General features: G+C 66.2%; 15 protein-coding genes and 1 tRNA gene. 9 read left to right on the top strand and 7 right to left on the bottom strand.

The features are described from left to right. The first annotated feature begins 70 nt into the window (after positions 1-70). The gene (locus G6N43_RS15425; RefSeq protein WP_083152945.1) at positions 71-1,468 is read left to right on the top strand and encodes an MFS transporter; all 1,398 of its coding nucleotides are present in this window, start codon (positions 71-73) and stop codon (positions 1,466-1,468) included. 18 nt (positions 1,469-1,486) lie between these two features. Here the strand turns inward: G6N43_RS15425 and G6N43_RS15430 are convergent, their stop codons facing one another. Further along, the gene (locus G6N43_RS15430) at positions 1,487-2,203 is read right to left on the bottom strand and encodes a 5'-methylthioadenosine/adenosylhomocysteine nucleosidase (RefSeq protein WP_083152857.1); all 717 of its coding nucleotides are present in this window, start codon (positions 2,201-2,203) and stop codon (positions 1,487-1,489) included. 95 nt (positions 2,204-2,298) lie between these two features. Between G6N43_RS15430 and G6N43_RS15435 the strand changes: the two genes are divergently transcribed. The 4 genes from G6N43_RS15435 to G6N43_RS15450 all read left to right on the top strand — a co-directional run bounded on the left by G6N43_RS15435 (position 2,299) and on the right by G6N43_RS15450 (position 4,195). Next, positions 2,299-2,369 (top strand) — tRNA-Cys (locus G6N43_RS15435). 581 nt (positions 2,370-2,950) lie between these two features. Continuing rightward, positions 2,951-3,133, top strand: coding sequence for an excalibur calcium-binding domain-containing protein (locus tag G6N43_RS15440; RefSeq protein WP_083152944.1), 183 nt, complete (start codon positions 2,951-2,953; stop codon positions 3,131-3,133). Positions 3,134-3,257: 124 nt separating this feature from the next. After that, entirely contained in the window at positions 3,258-3,689 is a 432-nt protein-coding gene (locus tag G6N43_RS15445) for a type II toxin-antitoxin system Rv0910 family toxin (protein WP_083152856.1), read from the top strand. Between the two features lie 221 nt (positions 3,690-3,910). After that, a complete protein-coding gene (locus tag G6N43_RS15450) occupies positions 3,911-4,195 on the top strand; it encodes a hypothetical protein (RefSeq protein WP_234810122.1) in 285 nt (94 codons plus the stop codon). A 104-nt stretch (positions 4,196-4,299) separates the two neighbouring features. Here the strand turns inward: G6N43_RS15450 and G6N43_RS15455 are convergent, their stop codons facing one another. Then, positions 4,300-4,941, bottom strand: a complete 642-nt coding sequence (locus G6N43_RS15455; protein WP_083152855.1) for a UdgX family uracil-DNA binding protein — start codon at positions 4,939-4,941, stop codon at positions 4,300-4,302. Between the two features lie 106 nt (positions 4,942-5,047). Here G6N43_RS15455 and G6N43_RS15460 point away from each other — a divergent pair, with 106 nt between their 5' ends. The 3 genes from G6N43_RS15460 (at position 5,048) to G6N43_RS15470 (ending at position 7,455) form a co-directional block, all read left to right on the top strand. Continuing rightward, positions 5,048-5,812 (top strand): SDR family oxidoreductase, encoded by a 765-nt coding sequence (locus G6N43_RS15460; RefSeq protein ID WP_083152854.1) that lies wholly within the window; start codon positions 5,048-5,050, stop codon positions 5,810-5,812. Between the two features lie 28 nt (positions 5,813-5,840). Next, entirely contained in the window at positions 5,841-6,791 is a 951-nt protein-coding gene (locus tag G6N43_RS15465; RefSeq protein ID WP_083152853.1) for an AraC family transcriptional regulator, read from the top strand. Between the two features lie 217 nt (positions 6,792-7,008). Beyond that, positions 7,009-7,455, top strand: coding sequence for a universal stress protein (locus tag G6N43_RS15470; protein WP_083152852.1), 447 nt, complete (start codon positions 7,009-7,011; stop codon positions 7,453-7,455). Here the strand turns inward: G6N43_RS15470 and lnt are convergent. Genes lnt through G6N43_RS15490 form a run of 4 tightly spaced genes read right to left on the bottom strand, consistent with a single transcriptional unit; the run spans position 7,418 to position 13,667 of the window. Continuing rightward, positions 7,418-8,830, bottom strand: a complete 1,413-nt coding sequence (gene lnt / locus G6N43_RS15475; protein ID WP_110810421.1) for an apolipoprotein N-acyltransferase — start codon at positions 8,828-8,830, stop codon at positions 7,418-7,420. The genes G6N43_RS15470 and lnt overlap by 38 nt on opposite strands. A 26-nt stretch (positions 8,831-8,856) precedes the next feature. Beyond that, on the bottom strand, positions 8,857-9,741 hold the full coding sequence (locus tag G6N43_RS15480) for a fructose bisphosphate aldolase (RefSeq protein WP_083152942.1): 885 nt from the start codon (positions 9,739-9,741) through the stop codon (positions 8,857-8,859). Positions 9,742-9,798: 57 nt separating this feature from the next. After that, a complete protein-coding gene (locus G6N43_RS15485) occupies positions 9,799-12,936 on the bottom strand; it encodes an AAA family ATPase (protein ID WP_083152850.1) in 3,138 nt (1,045 codons plus the stop codon). Between the two features lie 59 nt (positions 12,937-12,995). Continuing rightward, positions 12,996-13,667: an MBL fold metallo-hydrolase gene (locus G6N43_RS15490; RefSeq protein ID WP_083152941.1), complete on the bottom strand. Its 672-nt coding sequence runs from the start codon at positions 13,665-13,667 to the stop codon at positions 12,996-12,998. Between the two features lie 111 nt (positions 13,668-13,778). Between G6N43_RS15490 and uvrA the strand changes: the two genes are divergently transcribed. After that, positions 13,779-16,682, top strand: a complete 2,904-nt coding sequence (uvrA, locus tag G6N43_RS15495) for an excinuclease ABC subunit UvrA (RefSeq protein WP_083152940.1) — start codon at positions 13,779-13,781, stop codon at positions 16,680-16,682. 438 nt (positions 16,683-17,120) lie between these two features. Here the strand turns inward: uvrA and G6N43_RS15500 are convergent, their stop codons facing one another. Continuing rightward, complete coding sequence (locus G6N43_RS15500) at positions 17,121-18,284, bottom strand: winged helix DNA-binding domain-containing protein (RefSeq protein WP_083152849.1); 1,164 nt, start codon at positions 18,282-18,284, stop codon at positions 17,121-17,123. Positions 18,285-18,368 lie beyond the last annotated feature (84 nt).

An 18,368-nucleotide genomic window follows, 5' to 3' on the forward strand; every position in this document is an offset into this window, starting at 1 on the left:
TTCGCGGTCCGGAGACCGCGTGTTGGAATAACTTGACCTCAACCGCGGTTGAGCTCTTAGCGTGAGCGGCGTGACCGTATCCGCAACGAAAGCCGCCGGCGGCTGGCGTGAATTGTTGGGCCCGAAGTACCTCGGAGCCTCGACAGTGTTGGCCGGTGGTGTTGCGTTGTACGCCACCAATGAGTTCCTCACCATCAGCCTGCTTCCGAGCACGGTCGCCGAGATCGGCGGCCAACGCCTCTACGTGTGGGTCACCACGGTGTACCTGGTGGCATCGGTGGTGGCGGCGACGACTGTGAGTGCCCTGCTCGCACGGGTCGGGCCTCGCTGGGCGTACCTGTCCGGGCTCGGCGTGTTCGGGCTCGGCAGCCTGTTCTGCGCCCTGGCGCCGACGATGGAACTGCTGTTGGTCGGCCGCGTGGTGCAGGGCGCGGCGGGCGGGCTGCTCGCGGGGCTCGGCTACGCGGTCATCAATTCCACTCTGCCGCAGTCGTTGTGGACCAAAGCGTCGGCCCTTGTCTCGGCGATGTGGGGCGTCGGCACCCTACTCGGCCCCGCGGCAGGGGGTCTGTTCGCCCAATACGGTTCGTGGCGTTGGGCATTCGGTGTGCTGGTCGTGCTGGCCGTAGCCATCGCCGTGCTGGTGCCGTTCGCGTTGCCCGCCCGCACCGATGCCCCGGCGGTGCGTGACCGGATACCGGTGTGGTCGCTGCTGCTGCTCGGCGCGGCGGCGCTGGCGATCAGCATCGCGGGTGTCCCTCGCAACATGCTCTGGACCGTTGCCCTGGTCGGGGTGGGCGCGGGGCTGGTCGCGGTGTTTTTGATCGTCGACCGCCGTGTGAGCGCAGCGGTGCTGCCGCCCACGGCTTTTCGGCCCGGCCCGCTCAAGTGGATCTACCTCACCCTTGGCATGCTGATGGCCGCCACGATGGTCGACCTTTACGTGCCGTTCTTCGGCCAGCGGCTCGCGCATCTGGCGCCGGTGGCGGCGGGGTTTCTCGGGGTGGCTTTGGCTGTCGGCTGGACGCTGAGCGAGATCGTGAGCGCATCGGTGACCAGGACGAAGGTCGTCGTGCGCATCGTCGCGGTGGCGCCGCTGGTGATGGCTGCCGGGTTGGCGCTGGCGGCGGTCACTCAGGTCGAGGACGCGCCGGGCTTGGTGATCGCGGTCTGGGTGGTCGCGCTGGCGCTCACGGGCACCGGGGTCGGCATGGCGTGGCCGCATCTGTCGGCGTGGGCGATGGGCTGCGTCGACGATGTGAGCGAGGGCGGCCGCGCGGCGGCGGCCATCAACACCGTGCAGCTGATCTTTGGAGCGTTCGGGGCCGGACTGGCGGGCATCGTGGTCAATGCCACCGACCGCGGGGATGCAACGGCGGCGCGCTGGATGTTCGTGACGTTCGCGGTCCTGGCTGTCGTCGGCCTCGTGGCGTCTACGAGAAGTGGTAGTCGCGCGGCCAATTCTTAGTGCGCCAGCGCCCGGCGGTCACAGCACGGGCAGCAGGTGTCGCAGAATGCTCGCCGACGTCGCCGACGCCTGTTCGACGAATTCGGTGAAGTCGAACAACGCATTGCCACCGGCGAGGTCGGATAGCGCGCGGATGACGAGCCAGGGGAGACCGAACGCCTCGCAGACCTGTGCGACGGAGCCGCCTTCCTTTTCGATGGCCCGGCCGCCGTGTTCGGCGAGCAGCCGCTGCCGTGTGCTGTCGCAGTTCAGGTACTGGTCACCGGTAAGGACTGTGCCGTAGACGATTTGGCCCGGTAGCGGGAACCCGGCGAGTCGTTCCTTGACCCGGGCGAGCAGTTCCGGATCAACCGGGTAGCCGAGCCGGTCGGACGGGTTGATGATCGGTGCGTGGCCCGGCTGGTAGGTTCGGACCTGTTGGTTCTCCAGCACACCGGCGTCGTGCTGGACGATCTGGTCCGCCACGACCACGTCGCCGATCGACAGCGCGGGATCGAGACCACCCGCCACGCCGGAGAAAACGATTGTGCTGCAACCGAATCGGTCGGCCAGCAGCGTGCTGACGATCGCGGCGTTGACCTTGCCCATGCCGGACCCGGCGAGCACGACGTCGTGACCGTCGAGCACCCCGGTGACGAATCGCGTGTGGGCCACCGCTTCGGAGTGCGTCTCAGTCAGGGCGCTCTGGAGGGCGGCAAGCTCCTGCGGGATGGCGCAGATGAGTCCGATGGTCACAGTGCATTCTGGCCTAAGTCGAGCGGTCGGTGTTCGCCTCACGACGATCAGAACGGTGGGCCGGCCGATCGCACCGTGGCAGGGTCGGTTCCGCTGCGGGTGTGGCCGAGTGGCTAGGCACCGGCCTGCAAAGCCGTTTACGCGGGTTCGAATCCCGCCACTCGCTCGTAGCGTCTGAACGACGCTTGACCGCGATTGGCTGTCATACGGGCTATATCTGCTGCTAGATGCGGCGTAGGTGCGGTGATCCGGAGCTTGCTCAGCGCGGCGAAGCTGGCCGAGGTCATCCCAGTGCGTAGCGCTGACTTATTGCCGTGGCATGTTCAAGATCGTTACGTCTGGAGTCGCGGGATTGGCGGTCGCGTCTGCAGCCGCCGGGTCCGCTCGCCTGCTCTTGCGGATTCCGTTGGATATTCGAGGAACTTGGCCGCGCGAGTGTCCGCATATGGACGCCGCGATGGACTCGATGGAATCGCGGCCTGCCGCAGATCGGAGCGGACAGCGCGACCGTGGCGTGGGCGTGGAACGGTCAATGAAGGTAAATCCTCGCCGCAACCGGCAACCTGTGCCCCAAGTTCCACGCCCAAACACTGACGGCCGGGTAACCGTGCGCTGGCAAGGCTAATGTTCTTGCTGTTCAAGGACTGCTTCCGTAATTCTGGCGCGGTAGCTGCTGACGCGGGCGTAAGCTGCGCCCACCATTGCCGTATTCAGGAGATTCACATGTGGCGTGTGTCGCGCTCGATGATGGTCGTCGGGGGTTTGGTGGTAGCTATCGCTGTTGGCTTGGCGCCAACGGCTAGTGCGCAGACACCGTTTAAGAACTGCACGCAGGCGAAGGCGTCGGGTTACTGCGATATCCCGTCGAGTAGCCCGTACTACGGGCCGTGGCTCGACCGGGATCAGGATGGCCTCGCCTGCGAGTGCTGATCGGCGTAGCAGTCGGCGAAGCGTTGCTGACGTTCGTTGACGGCGCTCAGCATCTGTCGGTTCGGCGTCCATGCGTCACCGCACTCGCCGTCATCTCGCGCCCGGCGCTGCCTAGTATCTCTGGATGGCCAAGCTGGAGTTGACTCGCGAGTTGTCGCTGAGTCCCGACGAGGCGTGGCAGCACGCGTCGAACCTGTCCGACCTCGGGGACTGGCTGCAGATGCACGAGGGCTGGCGGGGCGTCGTGCCGTCGGAACTGGCGGTGGGCACGACGATCGTCGGCGTCGCAGGTGCGAAAGGCATGCGTAATCGCGTCAAGTGGACCGTGCGTGAATTCGACCCGCCGAAGCTGCTCGCGATCACCGGAGACGGCGTCGGCGGCACCAAGTACGCGTTGAAGATGACGGTCGCGCCGACCGAGTCGGGCTGTGCTTTCACCGTCAAGATCGACCTCGGGGGCAGGCCGCTGTTCGGGCCGATCGGGGCGGTGGCCGCACGCGCGGTGAAGGGCGACATCGAGCGCTCGATCGAGCGCTTCGAGTCGCTGTACAGCTGAGCTTTCACCCCTTGGCGAGTCTTTGCGACCATCGTAGTATTGACGCGAACGAAAATGATATATCGCCAATTCGTCTGCGGCAGAGGCGTGTTCATTGCCCGGTCCGCCCTGTTTGCTGAAACTCCCACGCCTGTGGCGACGGAATATTTATTACGCGACGGGGTTAAGATTATGTCGGGTCGGAACTGAAATTGATGCGGTAGTTGAGGTTGATCGTGAAGATGAAGAAGATCGCCGCTGGTGCGGCGTTTATCGGAATGTTGGGTTTCACGGCAGTCGGGGTGAGCGCGGGTCTCGCCAACGCTGAAGAGGCGCTACCGAATTCACCCGCAGTGACGTGGAAGCTCAACAAGCCCAAGCCTCATTGGGATGACTGGCGCGGTCCTGACCATTGGCGTGGCGCTCGCTGGGATGCTCCGCCGCCGCCTCCGTACTACTACGGCCCTGGCCCCTGCCCATGGGTACCACCGGCCGTAGCGGGTTGGGTGCCGCCGGCCGTCTGCTAACGCGCCGACAGCGCAATAGTGCCTGCGGCGTTGGGATTACGCCGACTGCACGCTTGTGTGCGGCCCTTCTCGGGCGATGCGTATAACAAGCGTGCGGTCGGCGCTCAGTCCAGAAGCCCTGCGGCGAATCGTAGATCCGATACCAGCGCCTCGAACGCCTTGTCGCGGTCTTCCGGGCGACCGCGCAACACCGACGACGGGTGAGCGCTGACCACCACAGTCGGATCGACGCCGAGTTCGTCGGATTCCGGGAGACGCAGCGCCTCTCCGCGATGGGCTGTCAGTCGAAACGTGCTGCCCATCAACGACTGTGCGGCCGTCGCTCCGAGCAGCATCAGCACGTCGGGCCGTACCGCGTCCAACTCGGCCATCAGCCACGGCCTACACGACACCACCTCGGTCCGGCTCGGAGTCTTGTGGATGCGGCGCTTACCGCGCTCCGGCAGCGTGAACTTGAAATGTTTGACCGCGTTCGTGACGTACAGCCGGTCACGGTCCACGCCCGCGGCCACCAGCGCCTTGTCCAGCAGCCTGCCCGCGGGGCCGACAAACGGTGCGCCCGCCTTGTCCTCCTGATCGCCGGGTTGTTCGCCGACCAGCATGAGGGCGGCGTTGGCCGAGCCCGCGCCGAACACCGTCTGGGTGGCGTCCAGGTACAGGTCGCAGCCTTTACAGTTGTGCGCGGCGTCGGCCAGTTCGGTGAGGTCGCGACTGTCCGGCACGAAGTCGTCCGCAGTGACTGCCATGCCATGCGGATACCCGGCAATCGAAACCGCAATCCAAGACGCTCTGTAATGTTTTCCGGACTCTACGCCATTGATCGTCTGACCTTGCGTCCCTAGCGTCGAGGGCATGAAAACAGTTCTCATCACCGGCTGCTCCTCAGGCTATGGACTCGAAACCGCGCGCCACTTCCATGCGAACGGCTGGAACGTCATCGCGACGATGCGCACACCGCGCGAGGGTCTACTGCCCGAATCCGGCCGAATCCGCGTGCTGCCGCTCGACGTGACCAAACCCGACAGCATCACCACGGCGATCGGGGCCAGCGGACCGATCGACGTGCTGGTGAACAACGCCGGTATCGGAGTCGTCGGCGCATTCGAGCCCATGCCGATGGCGACGATCCGGGAAGTGTTCGAAACCAACACCTTTGGGGTGATGGCGGTGACACAGGCCGTCGTGCCCCAGATGCGTGAACGCGGATCGGGTGTGGTGGTCAACGTGACCTCCAGCGTGACGTTGACGGCGATGCCACTGGCCGCGGTGTACACGGCCAGCAAGATGGCGATCGAAGGGTTCACCGCGTCGCTGGCGCTCGAACTCGACGCCGTGAACGTCACGGCCAAGCTCGTCGAGCCGGGTTACGGCCCGTCGACAAGCTTCACCCGCAACGGCGCGTCCCGGATGGACGGGCTCGTGCCCGAGCCGTATCAGGCGTTCGCCGCCCCGGTCTTCGAGTCCTTTGGGCAGGCCAGCGTCTTCACCACCGAATCGGACGTCGCCGAGACTGTGTACCGCGCCGCGACCGACACGTCGGGGCAGCTGCGGTTTCCGGCTGGGGCCGACGCGGTGGAGCTGGCGAACACCGACGCCCACAACGCCGCGGCCCACTAGGTACCGGCGGAAGCGATATCTTGTCGGCATGCCCGTCTCGCCGACGGATATCGCACCAGCCGCCGATCCGCTCGAAGCGATCATTCCGTTGTTGCGCCCGCAGGTTGTGCTGTCGAAAGTGGTGAATGGCGCCGGGGACTGGAGCGTCCGCAAGCCGCGATATGCCGATCCGTCCTTCTGTCTGATGATCGAGGGAAGCTGTTGGCTCCAGCCGGACGGGATCGACCCGTTCGAGCTCCATCAGGGTGACTTCCTGTTGCTTCCCGCGACGCCGAGCTTCGTGATGGCCAGTGATCTGACCCTCGAGCCCGTCGACGTCGATCTCTACCCGCCGGGCGACGCGCATTACGGCTCCCAGGACGGCCCGTCGCCGATGCGCATGCTCGGTGGATACTTCCGCTTCGACCGGGCCAACGCCGCGCTGCTCGTAAAGCTTTTGCCGCCAACGGTTCTCGTTCGCCACGGCGAACCCGGCTCCGCCCGCCTGAGTCGGATCGTCGACCTCATCACCGAGGAGGCGATAGCGCAACATCCCTGCCGCGACGTGATTCTCGAGCGGCTCGTCGAGGTGCTGCTGATCGAGGCCTGCCGGTTCCGAACTGAACGGCCCGCGCCGGGAGAGCACGGCCTCATCGCAGGGCTGTCGGATCCCGGCCTTGCCGGCGCGTTGCGCGAGATCCACACCGACGTGGCACGCCCATGGACGGTGGAGAAGCTCGCACGGGCCGCGAACATGTCGCGAGCGGTGTTCGCCGAACGGTTCACCCGCACCATCGGTATGCCGCCGATGCAGTACGTGCTGGAGTGGCGGGTGGCTCTGGCCAAGGACATGTTGCGCGCCGAACGGCCGTCGCTCGCCGAGGTCGCCGACCGGGTCGGCTACCAGTCCGCAAGCGCATTCACGACCGCGTTCACCCGAGTGAACGGCTGCTCCCCGCGGGAGTACGTGCGCAGCGCCGCCGCACATCACGACAATTGACGCACGCGCTCATCGAATCTGTTCTCCGGCAGCATTTCTGCCGTCCGAAGAGGTGTGTAGGCCGGATCACGTCGGCCGCATCGGGGTGATGTTGGCGCCGGAGGCATTTGCGAAAGGGCACGCGAATGGTATTCAGGTGTGGTGATTCGCACCCATGTTCCCATCACAACGGGTTACTGTCTCGGGTGGCGATCCAACTGACACTGGGAGGACTTGGATGAGCGGCTACAGCACCATCGTTGTCGGCACGGACGGATCGGATTCGTCGCTGCGCGCGGTGGAGAGGGCCGGCCAGATCGCCGCCGGGTCAGACGCCAAGGTTGTCGTGGCGACGGCGTACTTCCCGCAGAGCGAGGATCAGCGCGCCGCCGACGTGCTCAAGGACGAGGGCTACAAGATGTCCGGCAACGCCCCCATCTACGCGATCCTGCGTGAGGCCCGCGATCGCGCGGTCCAGGCGGGAGCGAAGAACGTCGAGGAGAAGGCGATCGTCGGGGCCCCCGTCGATGCGCTGGTCGACCTCGCGGATGAAGTGAAGGCCGATCTGCTCGTCGTCGGCAATGTCGGCCTGTCCACCATCGCGGGTCGGTTGCTCGGATCGGTGCCCGCCAACGTGGCGCGCCGGTCTAAGACCGACGTGCTGATCGTGCACACCACGCCGTAAAGACCAACGCCGCCAAGACAATCGGCCAATCGCCGAACTTGTCGTAGAGGGTCGAGCGCGACCCGAGCGGAACGTCGACCACCAACACGCCGCGTTCAGTGGCGGGTAGCCAGCCCAGTCTGTGGCCGCGTGCGTCGAACGCCGAACTGACGCCGGACAACCCGGCATGCACGGCCGGATGACCCACCTCGACGGCGTGAACCGCGACGAGGCTCGCCAGTTGCGGCTGCGCCCAGCTGCCTTGATAACTCGACGTCGAACTCTGGTATGCCAGCAACTCCGCGCCCAGCCGCACCGCCCGTCGCGGCAGGTCCGAGAACGTCGTCTCGAAGCTGATCAGCGGGCCGACGGTCAGCGGTCCGGTGTTCAGCACCACCGGCCCGGTACCGCGCCGACGGTCCTCGCCCGCCGCCTTCGTATGACGGGTGGCCCAACCGAGCAGCGGCCGCAGCGGGACGTATTCACCGAACGGCACCAACCGGGTCTTGGCGTACGAACCGCGCACCCCGTCGGGTCCGATGAGGACCGATGACTTGTAGATTCCGCCTTCCGGCGCCCGCGCATCGACATTGACCAACAGGTCAGCGCCGATCCGGCGGCGGAGGTCGACCAGCCGGCGCAGCGCTTCCGGGTGACTCTCGAGGTCGACCCCGACGCTGCTCTCGCCCCAGACCACGAGGTCGACCCGCTGGCCCGCCAAGCCTTCGGTGAGCGCTTCGCTCGCCGCCTGTCGTGCCGTCGACTCCGCGATGTCGCCGGGCTGGACGAGCGCGACCCGCGCCGTGGCTCCCGCTTCTGGCGCCGGTCCCGCCCAGAACCACACCGGGCCGACGACGGCGAGGACGACCGGGAGCGCCACGGCTTGCCAGGAGCGAAGCAGAATCGCGCCGACGACCGCGGTGTTGACCGCGACCAGCAGAAAGCTCACGAGCCATACGCCGCCCACCGACGCAGGGGCGAGCGTGGCCGGCTGATTCCACTGCGAGGCGCCGAGCAGCGCCCACGGTCCGCCGAGGCGGTGCCACGACCTGACAGCCTCGGCAATCACCCAGGCCGAGGGGAGTACGGCGACCGCGGTGAGGACCTGCCGTGCCGCGACGTCGCCCGAGAGCAGCCGATGCGCGGCCCAGCCCGACGGAAACCACAGCGCGCCGATAGCGACCGCGAATACGACCAGTAGCGGGCCCGCGCTGGGCCCCAGCCAGTACTGGGTCGCCAGAACGAATCCGGCCATCCCGCACCAGGCCCGTCCGCCGCCCTGCGCGGCGGTGGGTGCCGCCCGGAGGACGAGCAATAGAGGCACAAGGCCGATCCACGCCAGCCACCACCACGACGGCGCGGGGAAGGCCAGCGCAAGTAGGGCACCGGCGATCAGTGCCGCCGGGTAGCCCCGTATAGCTCTTAGGTAGCGGATGCCTTGGCGATGCTCCCGATCGCCGCGTCGAGGGTGGCGTTGAACTCCTCGTCGCTCTGCTGCGCGGTGAGGCCCTCGGTCAGGGCGCGCGAGAAGCTCGCGATGACGCCGTTGTTGCGGGCCAGCCGCTCGCAGGCCTCGTCACGGCTGTAGCCGCCGGACAGGGCGACCACGCGCAGCACGTTCGGGTGGTCGACGAGCTCCTTGTAGAGGTTGTCGGTGTCGGGCAGCGTGAGCTTGAGCATGACCTTCTGGTCAGCGCCAAGGGCGTTCACGCCGGCGAGCAACGCGGCCTTGAGCTGCTCCTCGGCCTCAGCCTTCTTCGGGCTCTTGATGTCGACCTCGGGCTCGATGATCGGCACCAGGCCCTTCGCGAGCACTTGCTGGCCGACCTCGAACTGCTGGGCGACGACGGCGTCGAGACCGGCGCCGGGCAGCTTGATGACGGAGCGCTCCTTGGTGCCGAAGACGCCGTTGGCCACCGCGCGGTCGAGCAGTTCGTCCAGGCCGGGCATCGGCTTCATGGTCTGCGCGCCGTCCTTCTCCTCGTTCAGGCCCTTGTCGATCTTGAGGAAGGGAACGATGTTCTTGACGTTCCAGAGGTAGTCGGCAGTGGGTCGGCCCTCGATCTGGCGGTCCATCGTCATCTCGAAGAGGATCGCGCCCATGATGCGGTCGCCGTCGAATGCGGGGCTGGTGATGATGCGGGTGCGCATCTCGTGGACCAGGTCGAACATCTGGTCATCACCCGAGTAGGCGTCCTCGGGAATGCCGTAGAGCTTGAGCGCCTTGGGGGTGCTGCCACCGCTCTGGTCGAGTGCTGCGATGAAACCGGCGCCGCTTTGCGCCTTCTTCAACTGATCCTGGTTCACCATTTCTCCTGGGATATCTCCTCGATGAGTCCTGCGCATCAGCCTAGGACAGCGCGTTCACGGCATTGCCGCGGCCCATCGCATGTGGCCTTCAAAGCCCAGGGACGCCGCCATCTCGCGGTATCGATTCCGCAGCTGCCGGTAGTCGGCGCCATCACCGCGTGCTCGGGCCAGTAGCGCACGCATGCGCAGTGCCCAGATGTCGCGGACCACCGAGCCATCGGCCGGTGCGCTTCCGATCGCCGCGGCGACCGATTCGGCCTCGACCAGGTCGCCGTTGTCGCCACGCTCCAACAGCGCTTCGACCAGAAAGCCGGCAGTCGGGATGTAGTAGCCGACCTGTCCATTTCGCGTCATGTCGTCCAGCGCATTCCTCATCATCACAATGCCGCTTTCGACGTCACCGCGCTTGGTCAGTTCGCGGCCGATGTAAGTGTCGAACACCGGAAGTTCCGACAGGAGGTATCGGCGTCGGATGCAATCCTCGCGAAGGCGCGTCAGCATTGCGTACCCGCTCTCCCGGTCGGATCGACGGCCTCGCAGCAGCATGACGGAGCCCAATATGTATTCCGCCATAGCGACGGCATAATCGTCGCCCGATGACTGCGCAGTGCGCAGCCCGTCGTCGGCGGTGTTTACAACGTCGTCGTCGGCGCACAGAAGGCCGTGCCACGGTCCGGTGCCGCATTTCCATGACACGGTGACCACCTGCGTCATCGGTTCCCCGCTTTGCTTACCCATCGCAACACCGTCATCGAGATCGCGGCACCATCCGGGTAGACCGAGCCACGCTCGCGCTAGACCACGCAGCACCCGCGCCACCGCTAACGGCGAACCCACGATCAGGCCGCCCTTCGTCGGGTCGCCGTCCGCCCAGTCAATCGTGGCCTGAGCCCAACGCAACACGGTTTCCATCTCACCGGCCTGCGCCTTCATGCTTATCGCTCCGAATGCCGCCTCGGCAGCCAGAGCGGCGTCGCCTATCGAGTCCAGAAGTGCGATTAGTTCGGAGGCCAGTCGTTGTGATTCGCGCACCTCGCCACGCTGCGCGTGCACGGACATCGGCCCCATGATGGCCAGGGCGAGCGAGGTCTTGTCGCCGGCAAGCGCGCAGAGTTTCCGCAGCTCATCGAAGCGCTCATTGGAGTCATCGGCGTGGAGACGCCAATCAGTTGCACAGATCGCGGTACGCGGGGCGATTTGCATCGCCAGGCGCCCCGGATGGTCGGTCGGCAGTGCGTCGGCGACGTGACTGGCACGCTCCCAACTGACCCGCGCCGAGGCGAAGTCGCGGTTGTTCAACCACGTTCCGGCTCGCATGTGCCAGTCGAATGCCGATTCCAGGTCGCCCGCTGCTTCCAGATGCTCGGCGATCAGCGCCGCGTTCTCATCAGCGGAGCCAACCGATTTGGCTTCGATCGCGGCCGCCACCCGCCGGTGCAAGTCGGCGCGGTCGGACCTCAACTGCGACTCGTAAGCAACCGTGCGAATCAGCGGTTGATGAAACACGTACTCAGGGCTGCGGGTGAATGTCACCTGATCGATCAGCCGGGCTGCCAGCAACTCGGTGAAGGCGGGCTCCACGCCCAGCGCCGTCAGCAGTTCCGCGCCGAACCTCGAACCGATCGCCGCGGCCGCGCCGAGGGTGCGTTTCGCCCTGGGATCGAGTCGATCGATTCGCGAGGCGATCGTGGCCTGCAAGGTGGCCGGAACTGTGACCTCTGCGGCCTCGACGGTCGCTACGTAGGCACCGGGTTCTCCTTGCAGTACGCCGCGTTCCGCCAATTCGAGAACAATCTCCTCGGCGAATAACGGTGTGCCCGCGGCCCTTTCGACGATCGTCTCGCCGAGCGTCTGCGCCGACGAATCGGGGCCAAGCAGGCTGGCCACCAACGTCGTCGTTTCGCGATCGCTCAACGGTGCCAGAGCGAACGACTGTGCCCCCACCACCTGCGATAAAGCGCCTCGATACTCGGGGCGGTGCGTGATCAACGTCAGTAACGGTGTTTGTGGCACCACGGAGAGGAAATCTGCCAGCAGCGACTCGCTGGCCTCGTCGATCCAATGGGCATCTTCGATGACGTAGACCGCGCAAGTCGCCACGCCAAGCGATGCGGAGTTGACCATGGCCGTCAGTCGCCGCCGTCGTGCGTCAGGGTCGATCTGAGGTTGCGGGGTATCGGGGTCGGCGATGCCCAGCAGGTCCTCGAACAAGAACCGATCCTCCGGATCGACATCCCGGGGCTGCGCGGCAATCCGCGCGCGGGCCTCAGCCGCGTCGAGCCCCTCGACCCCGCTCGCCGCTCTGAACAGCGTCTTGACCGCGTGAAACGGCACCTGGCTGGTATGCGATTCGCAGTGCGCCGTGAACACCTGCAGGCCGCGGTTCGCCGCCATGGCGGTGAGCTCGCGTAATAGCCGGCTCTTGCCGATCCCGGCAGGCCCCGAGACACCGACAACAGCTCCCTGGCCGTTGATGGCCCGATTCAGCAGCCCTTCGAGCGCCGTCATCTCCCATTGACGGCCGACGAGATTCGATTCGATCCGTGGGGGAGCGTGGTTCCCGGTGCCGACGCCGAGCAGGCGGCGCGCGGGAACGGGGTACTCCGCCCCTTTGACCTGAACCAGCTCCAGCTCACCAAGGGTGACAGCACCATTGAGGAGACGGGCCGTGGACGCGCTCAGCATGACGCCGCCCGGGGGAGCGGCCGTTTCCATCCGCTGCGCCATGCCGACGTGTTCGCCGATCGCGGTGTAACCCAGAGCGCCGGAACCAATTTCACCGGCTATGACCTGACCGGAATCGATGCCGATGCGCAGCTGAAACTCGAGTGGTCCGACTTCCTCCTGAATTCCCAACGCGGCCAGGCATGCGCGCAGTGCGTGGTCCTCGAGCGCCACCGGTGCCCCGAAGACGGCCATGATGCCGTCGCCCGTGAACTTGTCCACCGTGCCGCCGTATCGCTTCACCACGGAGGTGGCCGTGTCCACCAGGCCCGCCATGATCTCGCGTAGCCGCTCGGCCCCGACAGACCTGGCGATGTCCATCGAGTGGACGACATCGGCGAACAGCACGGTCACCTGCTTGTACTCCGCCGCTCCTGCCGCGCGCGTCACCGGCGTTCCGCATTCGCTGCAGAACTTGGCTGTCGCGCCTAGCTCGGTGTCACATGAGGGACACCGCGTGCCCTCCACACGATCAGTGTCACCTCAAGATGCGGCTGAAATGCCTGATCGGACGAATTTCGTACGGCTCACCAACCGCGTTCTTTCCACTCTCCGAGGTGGGGTCGCTCGGTACCGAGTGTCGTATCGTCGCCATGGCCCGGATAGACGACCGTCGAGTCGCCGTAGACGTTGAACACCCGGCTGGTCACGTGGTCGAGCAGCTTCTCGAAGTCGCCCTCCTGCCAGGTCTTGCCGACGCCGCCTGGGAACAGGCAGTCACCGGTGAACAGGTGCGTCGCCTCGTCGGCCCCGTCGAGCGCCAGCGCCACCGACCCGGGCGTGTGGCCTTGCAGGTGGATGACGTCGAACGACAGCTTGCCGATCTTCACGGTGTCCCCGTGGGCCAGGATCCGATCGGGTTTGACCGGCAACGGATCGGCGTCGAGTTGATGTGCCGCGGTTGGCGCACCGGTCGCCTTGGCGACTTTCTCCAGCGCCTGCCAGTGGTCGAAGTGCTGATGGCTGGTGACGATCAGGCTCAATTTCGGCGCGAAGCGCTCGATGAGCTCGAGCAGGATCTCGGGGTCGTTGGCCGCATCGATGAGTAGCGTCTCTCCCGTCTGGGAACACGTCACCAGGTACGCGTTGTTGTCCATTGGGCCGACCGAAACCTTGACGATCGACGCACCCGGAAGCGTCCGTTTGGCTGCGGTCTGGGGGTCAACATGGCCGGTGTAGTTGTCGCTGACGACGGTCATGTCCTCACGGTATCCGGCCCGGCGCACACTGGCCCAGAACTTGTCGGTGGCGGCACATAGCATGGGCTTCAACTATGTCTTCGGAGGACTTCTTCTTGAAAGAGAATGCGTGTGGCTGATCGCCTGATTGTCAAGGGTGCGCGCGAACACAACCTGCAAAGCGTTGATCTTGATCTGCCGCGCGATGCCCTGATCGTGTTCACCGGCCTGTCCGGTTCCGGGAAGTCGTCTCTGGCATTCGACACGATCTTCGCCGAGGGGCAGCGCCGCTACGTCGAGTCGCTGTCGGCCTACGCCCGCCAGTTCCTGGGCCAGATGGACAAGCCCGACGTCGACTTCATCGAGGGCCTCTCGCCCGCGGTGTCCATCGACCAGAAGTCCACCAACCGCAACCCGCGCTCGACCGTCGGCACCATCACCGAGGTCTACGACTACCTGCGTCTGCTCTATGCACGCGCTGGCACCCCGCACTGCCCGGTGTGCGGTGAGCGCATCGCCCGCCAGACGCCGCAGCAGATCGTCGACCAGGTGCTCGCCATGGACGAGGGCCTGCGGTTCCAGGTCCTCGCGCCGGTCGTGCGCACCCGCAAGGGTGAATTCGTCGATCTGTTCGACAAGCTGAACTCTCAGGGCTACAGCCGCGTCCGGGTCGACGGCGTGGTGTATTCGCTCACCGAACCGCCGACGCTGAAAAAGCAGGAGAAGCACGACATCGAGGTGGTCGTCGACCGGCTCACGGTCAAGGCCACCGCCAAGCAGCGGCTGACCGACTCGGTGGAGACGGCGCTGAACCTGGCCGACGGCATCGTGGTCCTGGAGTTCGTCGACCGCGAGGACGACCACCCGCACCGCGAGCAGCGCTTCTCCGAGAAGCTGGCGTGCCCCAACGGGCACCCGCTCGCCGTCGATGACCTGGAACCGCGGTCCTTCTCGTTCAACTCGCCGTACGGTGCCTGCCCGGAATGCACCGGACTGGGCATCCGCAAGGAGGTCGACCCGGAACTCGTCGTCCCGGACCCGGACCTCACCCTCGCCGAGGGCGCCGTCGCGCCGTGGTCGATGGGGCAGACGGCCGAGTACTTCACCCGAATGTTGGCCGGTCTCGGCAGCCAGCTCGGCTTCGACGTCGACACACCGTGGAAGAAGCTGCCCGCCAAGGCGCGCAAGGCGATTCTGGAGGGCTGCGACGAACAGGTGCACGTGCGGTACAAGAACCGCTACGGCCGAACCCGTTCGTACTACGCCGATTTCGAAGGTGTGATGGCGTTCCTGCAACGCCGCATGGAGCAAACCGACTCCGAGCAGATGAAGGAGCGCTACGAGGGCTTCATGCGCGACGTGCCGTGCCCCGAGTGCGAGGGCACGCGCCTCAAGCCCGAGATCCTGGCGGTCACGATGACGGCCGAGGGCTTCGGCGCCAAGTCGATCGCCGAGGTGTCCGAGCTGTCGATTGCCGAGTGCGCGGAGTTCCTCAACGCGTTGACGCTCGGCGCGCGGGAGCAGGCCATCGCCGGTCAGGTGCTGAAGGAGATCCAGTCGCGGCTCGGGTTCCTGCTCGACGTCGGTCTCGACTACTTGTCGCTGTCGCGGGCGGCCGCCACACTCTCCGGCGGTGAGGCACAACGTATTCGGCTGGCCACCCAGATCGGGTCCGGGCTCGTCGGCGTGCTGTACGTGCTCGACGAGCCGTCCATCGGCCTGCATCAGCGCGACAACAGGCGGCTCATCGAGACGTTGATTCGGTTGCGGGATCTCGGCAACACCCTGATCGTCGTGGAGCACGACCTCGACACCATCGCCCACGCCGACTGGGTCGTCGACATCGGGCCCGCAGCGGGTGAACACGGCGGGCAGATCGTGCACAGCGGGCCATACGAGGAACTGTTGAGCAACCCGAATTCGATTACCGGAGCGTATCTTTCGGGTAAGGAAGAGATCGAGGTCCCCGCGATCCGGCGGCCCACCGACCGCAAGCGTCAGCTGACCGTGGTCGGTGCCCGCGAGCACAACCTGCGCGAGATCGACGTGTCCTTCCCGCTGGGCGTGCTGACCGCGGTCACCGGCGTCTCCGGTTCCGGCAAGTCGACGCTCGTCAACGACATCCTGGCGTCGGTGCTGGCCAACAAGCTCAACGGCGCGCGGCAGGTGCCCGGTCGGCACACCCGCGTGACGGGTCTGGACAAGCTGGACAAGCTCGTCCGCGTCGACCAGTCGCCGATCGGGCGCACGCCGCGGTCCAATCCGGCCACCTACACCGGTGTGTTCGACAAGATCCGCACGTTGTTCGCGGCCACCACCGAGGCGAAGGTGCGGGGCTACCAGCCGGGTCGGTTCTCGTTCAACGTCAAAGGTGGCCGCTGCGAGGCATGCTCGGGCGACGGCACCATCAAGATCGAGATGAACTTCCTGCCCGACGTGTACGTGCCGTGCGAGGTGTGCCAGGGCGCTCGGTACAACCGCGAGACGCTCGAGGTGCATTACAAGGGCAAGACCATCGCCGAGGTGCTCGATATGTCGATCGAGGAGGCGGCGGAGTTCTTCAAGCCCATCACCTCGATCCACCGGTATCTGGCGACGCTGGTCGACGTCGGGCTCGGCTACGTCCGGCTCGGGCAGCCCGCGCCGACGCTGTCCGGTGGCGAGGCGCAGCGCGTCAAGCTGGCGTCGGAACTGCAGAAGCGGTCGACCGGGCGCACGGTGTACATCCTCGACGAGCCGACGACGGGTCTGCACTTCGAGGACATCCGCAAGCTGCTCGCCGTCATCAACGGCCTTGTCGACAAAGGCAATACGGTGATCGTCATCGAGCACAACCTCGACGTGATCAAGACCTCCGACTGGATCGTCGACATGGGTCCCGAAGGGGGAGCCGGCGGTGGTTCGGTGGTCGCGGCGGGCACGCCGGAGGACGTCGCCGCCAATCCCGACAGCTATACGGGCCACTTCCTCGCCGAGGCGCTGGGTGTGGCGCGGCCGACGCCGAAGAAGCGCAAGCGAAGCAAGGTCAGCGCCTGATACCGGGTAGCCGGTACTGAGGATTCTGGTTACGCATCGTCAGTCTGGACGCTAGCTGTGGAGACACTGCGGACGCTGTGGGTGACGCTGGTCAGATAGTCAGCAAAGCGTCCGAGGGGGTCGCCATGACAATCTTCATCGCAACGTCGATCGCCGCAGCCGTCACCGCGTTCGCCGTCGAATGGGGTCAGCGTCAGTGCGAGGCCTGGGCGTTCAGCCGGGACAAGCACCTGTGACGGTTCGCGAACTTCGCCGAGGCTGTCCCTACTTTCGGTGTGGGCCCGGCGAGATCGCGATTTCGCCCGCCCCCCCAACTCGCGGTCTCTCCGCAGTCTCGGCGCCCAAGGTTCGCCGCCGCGCGCGTTCACTCTGCGCTGAGGGCGGTGTTTCGCAACGTTTCAGTGACGTGGACGCAGAGTCAACGCGCAGCTGGGGAAGTCAACGCGCCTTCGACAGCGGCGACGGGAAGCGCGGACTGATTCGCACGCCGTCCAGCCACTCGGTCAGCTCGTCGGCCCGCCGCTGCAGCGCCTTCGTCGCGGCACGGCCGACATCCTCGAGCAATCGCACCTCGACTCTGCCGTCGGCGTCCTGACCCCAGCCGCCGACGATGCGACCGTCGCACCACGCCGTCGGCCCTCCGTTGCCGTTCGTGTCGAACACCTGACTGCGATGCCCGCCGAGATACCAGTCGCGGTCGAACCACCCCATCGTCGTGACGTCGAGCGCGGGCAGCAGGGCACACCACGGCTCGACCGCCGGCTCCTCCTCCAGATCGTCGGGCAACGCGACGCCCGGTGTCCCGTCCAGATCCACCTCGACGGCCTCGAGATCGGCCAGCGCCTGGCGTGCCCACGTGAGCGTGTTGCCAAACCACCACTTGATGTCCGTAATCGTCGTCGGGCCGAACGCCCACAGCCACCTGCGCACCAGCTCGTTCCGCGCGGCCTCCGGGGGTGCGGCATCGGGCGTCGGACCAAGCCAGTCGGCCATCGACACCCAACGTGGCCGCGAAACCGTCCAGGCCCCGTCGTTGGGTCCGCGGACGATGTCGCCCCGCACCGACAGCACCGTCAGAATCCTTGGCGCCAAGGGTGTTTCGCCGCCCCAACGCTTACCCGGTGCCGGATCGTGTTGACCCGCCAGCTCGGGAAGCGCCGCGCGCAGATCCTTGGCGCTGGTCGGTCCATGCTCGGCAAGATGGCCCAGAACTGCATCGGAGGCGGCAGCCAGCCATGCGTCACCGTCGTCGCACACCCCTGCTTTCTGAGCGTCGGCCACCACCTTGCGGCGCTCGTTCTCGGCGACTCGGTCGCTGGCCGCCGCCTGGATCAGCGGCAGATCCTCAGCCCGCACCACCCATAAAGTCCGCCGCATCGCCAGATGCTTCACCAGACTCCGGCTCTCGTACAGCGCGACATCCAGATCGGCGACCGCGAAGCCGGGCACCCGCGCCCACAACGACAGATACGGCGTCGCCGGATCGGTGGCGTGCAGCCCGACGACACGGCCTGCGACATCGACCGGACTCTGGGCGGGTGCGCTGAGAAAGTGCCGCCTCGCGAGCCGGGCCCGCCGTTCGGCAACCGTGAATGACCGCATCGCCTGCGAACGCTACCTGCGAAGACCGACAAAATTTGGGATCGGTAGCGGTCTGCGCCGCCTTGACTGGGCAGCACGACGACG

Source organism: Mycolicibacterium moriokaense (genome assembly GCF_010726085.1).
Lineage (GTDB): Bacteria > Actinomycetota > Actinomycetes > Mycobacteriales > Mycobacteriaceae > Mycobacterium > Mycobacterium moriokaense.

Coding starts and splice junctions, on each gene's coding strand:
- G6N43_RS15440 (WP_083152944.1), top strand. CDS start 2,951: ATGGTCGTCGGGGGTTTGGTGGTAGCTATCGCTGTTGGCTTGGCGCCA.
- G6N43_RS15445 (WP_083152856.1), top strand. CDS start 3,258: ATGGCCAAGCTGGAGTTGACTCGCGAGTTGTCGCTGAGTCCCGACGAG.
- G6N43_RS15450 (WP_234810122.1), top strand. CDS start 3,911: ATGAAGAAGATCGCCGCTGGTGCGGCGTTTATCGGAATGTTGGGTTTC.
- G6N43_RS15455 (WP_083152855.1), bottom strand. CDS start 4,941: ATGGCAGTCACTGCGGACGACTTCGTGCCGGACAGTCGCGACCTCACC.
- G6N43_RS15460 (WP_083152854.1), top strand. CDS start 5,048: ATGAAAACAGTTCTCATCACCGGCTGCTCCTCAGGCTATGGACTCGAA.
- G6N43_RS15465 (WP_083152853.1), top strand. CDS start 5,841: ATGCCCGTCTCGCCGACGGATATCGCACCAGCCGCCGATCCGCTCGAA.
- G6N43_RS15470 (WP_083152852.1), top strand. CDS start 7,009: ATGAGCGGCTACAGCACCATCGTTGTCGGCACGGACGGATCGGATTCG.
- G6N43_RS15490 (WP_083152941.1), bottom strand. CDS start 13,667: ATGACCGTCGTCAGCGACAACTACACCGGCCATGTTGACCCCCAGACC.
- G6N43_RS15500 (WP_083152849.1), bottom strand. CDS start 18,284: ATGCGGTCATTCACGGTTGCCGAACGGCGGGCCCGGCTCGCGAGGCGG.